This window comes from Empedobacter sp. UBA7494, assembly GCF_002478465.1.
GTDB lineage: Bacteria > Bacteroidota > Bacteroidia > Flavobacteriales > Weeksellaceae > Empedobacter > Empedobacter falsenii_B.
Genome location: NZ_DLOC01000072.1, coordinates 24,711 through 31,654, shown reverse-complemented (window position 1 = coordinate 31,654; position 6,944 = coordinate 24,711). Strand labels below are relative to the sequence as shown.

Genomic DNA, 6,944 nt, shown 5'->3' with positions numbered 1-6,944 from the left:
TAAAACAACAAAACTCCATTTCTATAAATGGAGTTTTGTTGTTTTATTTTATTTTTTTTAATTCATCTAATTTGACTAGACACATAATACTAAATGTTGCAAACATGGTCAACGTAAGAATTGCTGCATTAATTATCATAAGCTTTGTTTTTGGGTTATTAATTTGAATTAAAGTTACTTCAAATCATTTCTTTCGAAAAGTATTTCATTAAGAAATATCGACTTAACTCTCTTATTTTTAATGAATAAACTTTAACCTCAAGGCATAAAAAAACCTCAATTGGGAACAACTGAGGCCTTTCTCTACTAAAACTTAAGTACCATGAAAACTCAACTAACTTATATAAAGACTAGTACTTACTCTAGAATCATCAAATGATATACCAAATTATATTTCAACATATTAAAAATAAAAAAGCAGTCAATAAATTGACTGCTTTAAATAATTTGTATTTAAAATATACTTAGAAAGTGTATTTATTTTCTTTGATTAACAAATCTGCAATTTCAGTTTTTAAGTTAACTACGTTTGGATATTCGTTGTAACGTGTAAATCTTCTTAAACCAGATAACATCATGCGTTGCTCATCTCCTTCTGTGAAAGAAACGATACCGCGAGTAGCTTCTGTTTTAATAATTTCTACCGATTTGAATAATTGTAATTGAACTAATTTTTCTGCATTCTTCGCCGCATCAGCACCTTTTACATTTGCAATTTTTTCTGCACGTAACATCGCCGATTCAACCATATAAATTTCTTGCATAATACGAGAAGCAGCAATAATCAACTGTTGGTGTTGCTCTAATTCTGCACCAAACTTTTGCAAAGCAGAACCCGCAACCATAAAGAACGATTTCTTAAGATTTGCAATGATTTCTTTTTCTTGCGCAAATAATTCTGAATAATCTGGAACATCAAACGATGGAATAGACATTAATTCGTTCGCCACATTCATTGCAGGAGACATTAAATCTAATTTTCCTTTGAATGCTCGTTTTACTAACATCGATACACATAATAAGGTATTGATTTCGTTAGTTCCTTCGTAAATTCTCGAAATACGCGCATCTCTCCAAGCTGCTTCCATTGGCATTTCTTTCGAATATCCCATTCCTCCATAAATCTGAATTCCTTGATCGGCAGAAATTTGAGTTGCATCAGAAATCCAAACTTTTAAGATAGAAGCTTCAATTGCATATTCTTCAATACCTTTTAATTCCGCTTCATTATGAGGCATTCCTTTTTCCATGTTATCTTCGATTGCATCTTGTACATCTTTCGCTGCTCGATACGCACCAGCTTCTGAAGTAAACGCAGAAACAGCCATATCAGCTAATTTCTCTTTGATTGCACCAAACGTATTGATTGACGTATTGAATTGTTTACGCTCTGAAGAATATTGTAACGAATAATCTAAAATACGACGTTGCGCATCTAAACACGCTGCTCCTAATTTGATACGACCAACATTCAATGCATTCATCGCAATTTTGAAACCTCCGTCTCTTTCTCCTAAAAGATTTTCTACTGGAACACGAACTTCATTAAAGAATACTTGACGCGTAGATGAAGAAACAATTCCTAATTTATCTTCTTCTTCTCCTAAAGAGAATCCAGTACCAGCTTTATCTTTTTCTACAATGAAACCTGTGATATTTTTATCATCATCAATACGTGCAAAAACAATGAATAAATCTGCAAAACCTGCATTTGTAATCCACATTTTTTGACCTGTGATGATATACTCTTTACCATCTTCTGATAAAACAGCTTTTGTTTTCCCAGAATTTGCATCAGAACCTGCTTCTGGCTCAGTTAAACAGTAAGATGCAAACCATTCTCCTGTTGCTAATTTTGGTAAATATTTTTGTTTTTGTTCTTCTGTTCCATATAATAAAATTGGCATTGTTCCAATTCCAGTATGCGCTCCAAAAGCTGTCGCTAACGAACCTGTTGCTCCAGAAATATAGTCGCACACTAACATTGTTGTAACGAATCCCATTCCCATTCCTCCATATTCTTCTGGAACAGAAATTCCTAATAAACCTAATTCACCGATTTTACGCATTAATTCTTCAATCAACGCATAATCTTTTTTCTCAATTTGGTGTTTTTTAGGCACTACTTCTTTATCAATAAACTCTTTTGCAGATTGCAAAATCATTTGTTGTTCTTCTGATAAATCTTCGTAAGTGAAAATATCATTGTAAGAGGCATCTTTGATTAAGTATTGACCTCCGATTAATCTATTTGGATTTGTAGACATATTTTTTGTTGTTTAGATATTAGATTTTATTTTAGATATTCGAAAATTGAAGCTGCTCCTTGTCCTGTACCAACACACATGGTTACCATTCCATACTTCGCTTTACGCGCTTCCATTTCATGTAACAATTGCACGGTTAATTTCGTACCCGAACATCCAAGTGGATGCCCTAAAGCAATTGCACCTCCGTTTACATTGACGATATCAGGATTAAGATTCAACTCGCGCATAATTGCAACTGATTGAGAAGCGAAAGCTTCATTCAATTCGATTAACTGAATATCTTCTAATTTCATTCCTGCTTGTTCTAACGCTTTTGGAATTGCAAATAAAGGTCCCATTCCCATAATACGAGGTGCTAAACCTACCGTAGAATATGCAACTAAGCGTGCAACTGGCTCAAGACCTAATTCTTTCACCATATCTTCTGACATTACCATAACGAAAGCTGCTCCGTCCGACATTTGAGAAGAGTTACCTGCTGTAACTGAACCTCCTTGCGCAAAAACAGGACGTAATTTTGCTAAACCTTCGATAGATGTATCCGCACGTGGACCTTCGTCTACTTTGAAATCTATTTTCTTTGTTTGAACTTTTTCTTTATCATCTAAGAAATTAAATTCAACATCAATCGGAACGATTTGAGATGCAAATTTTCCTTCAGCATTTGCTTTTAATGCTTTTTGATGCGAATTGAATGCAAATAAATCTTGATCCTCACGAGACACTTTAAATTCTTTTGCAACTTCTTCCGCTGTTAATCCCATTCCCCAATAATAATCTGGATGATCTTTCGCTAAATCTGTTTCTGGAATTGGTTTGTAACCTCCCATCGGGATATACGACATCGATTCTGCACCACCAGCAATGATACATTCTGCCATTCCTGTTCTAATTTTAGCAGCCGCCAAAGCAATTGCTTCTGATCCTGAAGCACAATAACGATTTACTGTAACACCTGGAACTTTGTCTGTGTCTAATCCCATTAATGAGATAAGACGTGCCATATTCAATCCTTGTTCTGCCTCTGGCATTGCACATCCAACGATTAGATCGTCGATACGTGTTGGATCTAAAGTTGGATAATCTTGCATTAAGCGCTTGATTACTGTAGCTGCCATTTCATCTGGACGTGTAAAACGCAATGTTCCTTTTGGCGCTTTTCCTACAGCTGTTCTATATCCTGTAACTATATATGCTTGTTTCATTTTATTAAAAAATTTAGATGTTAGACATTAGATGTTAGATATTAGATTTTAATTTTTGTTGAAATACATAATTCATTTTTTGAATTTCATTTAATAATAAAATAATGTGCTCTACTTTATCTTTTTTCAATAATTGCAGTTCTATCCCTAAAATTAATTGAGTCATTAATTCATAAGAAGAACCATTTGCTATAGATAAAAAATGAATGAATTCTTTATTCGAGTTTCTTCCTGCCCCCTCCGCAATATTAGAAGGAATTGAAATTGTTGCTCTCTTGATTTGACTTATCAAACCAAATTTTTCATCTCGAGGTAATTCTAAACAAATCAAGTAAACTTGTTTCGTCAACTCAATCGCTTTTTTCCAAATTATTAAATCCTCAAGCTTATGCATCTCAATACTAATATCTAAAATCTCAATACTACAATTTTAATTACGCAACGGTTTACCTGTTTTTAACATATGTTGAATTCGCTCTAATGTTTTTCTTTCTCCACAAAGAGATAAGAATGTTTCGCGCTCTAAGTCTAACAAGTATTGTTCTGAAACATAAGTTGATTCAGATAAATTACCACCTGTCATTACATATCCTAATTTATTCGCAATTAAACGATCATGATCCGAAGCAAAACGTCCAGCAACCATAGAGTCTGTTCCGACATAGAACATTCCCATCGCTTCTTTTCCTAACACTTCTACTTTACGTTGAATTGGTTGTGTGTAACCTGCTTCTGCCAAAATAATTGCATGTTTCTTCGCTTCTGCAATTTGACGTTCTGCATTTACCACTACAATATCTTGCTCACGAATAATTCCCATATTCTTAGCTTCATAAGCTGAAGTTGCTACTTTCGCAGTTGCGATATTCATGAAATTATCGCGCAAATGATTTACTTTTACATCATCTTTTAAAGCGAATTCAGTTGCACGGCGCGCAAATTCTTTCGAACCTCCACCACCAGGGATTAATCCAACTCCAACCTCAACCAAACCAATGTAAGTTTCGGCAGCAGCTACAATTTTATCCGCATGCATCGACATTTCGCAACCTCCACCAAGCGTCATTCCGTGAGGAGCAACAACAACTGGAATAGATGAATAACGAACACGCATCATCGTATCCTGGAACATTTTGATTGCCATGTTCAATTCCCACCAATCTTGCTCAGCAGCCATCATCATAATCATGGCTAAATTAGCTCCAACAGAGAAATTGTCTCCTTGGTTCCCAATTACAACTCCACGATAATCTTTTTCAGCTAACTCGATTCCTTTATTGATTCCTTGTAAAACTCCACCTCCAAGAGAATTCATTTTAGAACGGAACTCAATATTGATGATTCCATCTCCTAAGTCTTGAATAGATGTTTCTTGGTTTGACCAGATTTCATTTGTTTTTCTAATGTTATCTAAAATAATAAATGCATCTTGACCTGGAATTAATTCGAATTGCTTTGATGATTGATTATAGAATAATTTCTTACCATTTTCGATTTTATAAAAAGAATCTGCACCAGTTGCTGCTAATTCTTTTACCCAATCCGAAACCTTTAAACCTTCTGATTCTACTAATTGAATTCCGTTTTGTAACCCAACCAAATCCCATGTTTCAAATGGACCATATTTCCAAGCGTAACCTGTTTTTAAAGCGTCATCTATTGGATAAAGTACATCTGTAATTTCTGGAACACGTTGAGAAACGTAAGCGAATAATGAAGCAAAATGTTTGCGAATTAATTCTCCAGCTTTACCAGAATCTTTCAATAAAACACCTAATTTATTACGCATAGACCCCGCATTTTTAGCAGTTTCTACAGCAGTAACTTTTGCGCGTTCCATTGGACGATACTCTAACGTATCAAGATTTAAGGCAAAACGATTGGTATTTCCTTCTTTATCAATTTCTTTATAATAGAAACCTTTTTTTGTTTTATCTCCTAAGAATTTATTCTCGATTAAGAAATCCAAAAATTTTGAATCTTTCAAACCTTGGATCATTTCGTCATTTGGCGCATTTTGCTGTAAACCTTTTGTTACATTATATGCTGTATCCAAACCAACCAAATCACCCAATTTGAATGTTCCCGTTTTTGGACGACCCAAAATAGAACCTGTCAAAGTATCAACTTCTTCAATCGTTAATCCAATTTCTTGCGCCAATTCCATCACTTTCGCCATCGAGTAAACTCCTACTCTATTTCCGATAAAACCTGGCGTATCTTTACATAAAACTGGTGTTTTACCTAAGAATAAAGATGCATAGTTTTGGAAAAACTCAACAACAGATTTGTCTGTTTGAGGAGTTGGAATAATTTCGAATAATTTTAAGTAACGTGGCGGATTGAAGAAATGCGTTCCACAGAAATGTTTCTGAAAATCTTCTGAACGACCTTCAGTCATCAAATGAATTGGAATACCAGAAGTATTAGAAGTGACTAAAGTTCCTGGTTTACGGAAGTTATCTACGCGCTCAAAAATAGATTGTTTAATATCCAATCTTTCGATCACAACCTCTATTACCCAATCCGAGTTTTTAATCTTCTCGAAATCATCATCAAAATTCCCTACAGTTATACGAGAAGCAAATGCTTTGTCATAAATTGGTGAAGGATTGCTTTTTAAAGCAGCATCTAAGTGAGTTTGAGCAGTTCTGTTACGAACTACTTTACTCTCTAAAGTAAGTCCTTTCGCTTGCTCTTGTGGTGTAAGCTCGCGAGGAACCATATCTAACATCAAGACTTCGACTCCGATATTTGCAAAATGACATGCAATACCAGAACCCATCACTCCTGATCCTAATACAGTTACGTGTTTAACGTGTCTTCTCATAATTGTTTTTAAATATTTTTTTGTCCGATATTAATTGGTTAATCTTATAAATCACTTCTAAGAAAATTTGCATTTTCTCTGGCTCGATGTGATTATTAATTGATTCATTAAATTGCAAAACAAAATGTTTTGAAATATCTCTCATTCTTAATCCTTCTTCAGTCAAAGTGATCAACACACTTCTCCCATCTTCTGGATTTGGTTTTCGAACGATAAAATTTCTTGCTTCTAAGTTTTTTAATGTTCTCGACAAGCTTGTTGGCTCTATTCCCATCTTTGGTCCTAGCGACGTACTTGGCGTACCTCCTTTCGGATCTATTGATAATAATGTAAAGGCATACACCATTGTAGAATCGTAAGCGCCTGCTTGCTCATTATACATTTTCTGAACTGACAACCATGTTGAACGCAATAAATAATCTATCGTTAAATCTTCTCTTAACATATTTTAGTGTATGTATAACAAATATAATCTTTTTTTATTATGCAAGCATAATAAAGTTTTAAAATTTAATTTTGTTTAACAAATAATGATTCAATTTACTATTTATCAATGAAATGTAACTTTAAATTATGATTAATAAAATAAATAGTATGATTAAATAATACTTAAATTTATTCCATTAATAAAAAACTGAC

Annotated in this window: 5 protein-coding genes; all 5 read right to left on the bottom strand. The window is 34.0% G+C overall.

Features of this window, described 5'->3' with window-relative positions; genetic code table 11:
* Positions 1 to 464 precede the first annotated feature (464 nt).
* The 5 genes from B4E95_RS08680 to B4E95_RS08660 are packed head-to-tail and all read right to left on the bottom strand — an operon-like array spanning position 465 to position 6,750.
* On the bottom strand, positions 465 to 2,267 hold the full coding sequence (locus B4E95_RS08680; protein WP_291091174.1) for an acyl-CoA dehydrogenase family protein: 1,803 nt from the start codon (positions 2,265 to 2,267) through the stop codon (positions 465 to 467).
* A gap of 26 nt (positions 2,268 to 2,293) precedes the next feature.
* A complete protein-coding gene (locus B4E95_RS08675) occupies positions 2,294 to 3,475 on the bottom strand; it encodes an acetyl-CoA C-acyltransferase (protein WP_114999170.1) in 1,182 nt (393 codons plus the stop codon).
* Positions 3,476 to 3,509: 34 nt separating this feature from the next.
* Entirely contained in the window at positions 3,510 to 3,869 is a 360-nt protein-coding gene (locus B4E95_RS08670) for a four helix bundle protein (protein WP_291061215.1), read from the bottom strand.
* A gap of 36 nt (positions 3,870 to 3,905) precedes the next feature.
* Positions 3,906 to 6,305: a 3-hydroxyacyl-CoA dehydrogenase/enoyl-CoA hydratase family protein gene (locus tag B4E95_RS08665; protein WP_291051837.1), complete on the bottom strand. Its 2,400-nt coding sequence runs from the start codon at positions 6,303 to 6,305 to the stop codon at positions 3,906 to 3,908.
* Entirely contained in the window at positions 6,289 to 6,750 is a 462-nt protein-coding gene (locus B4E95_RS08660; RefSeq protein ID WP_019976592.1) for a MarR family winged helix-turn-helix transcriptional regulator, read from the bottom strand. The genes B4E95_RS08665 and B4E95_RS08660 overlap by 17 nt, the downstream gene beginning before the upstream one ends.
* Positions 6,751 to 6,944 lie beyond the last annotated feature (194 nt).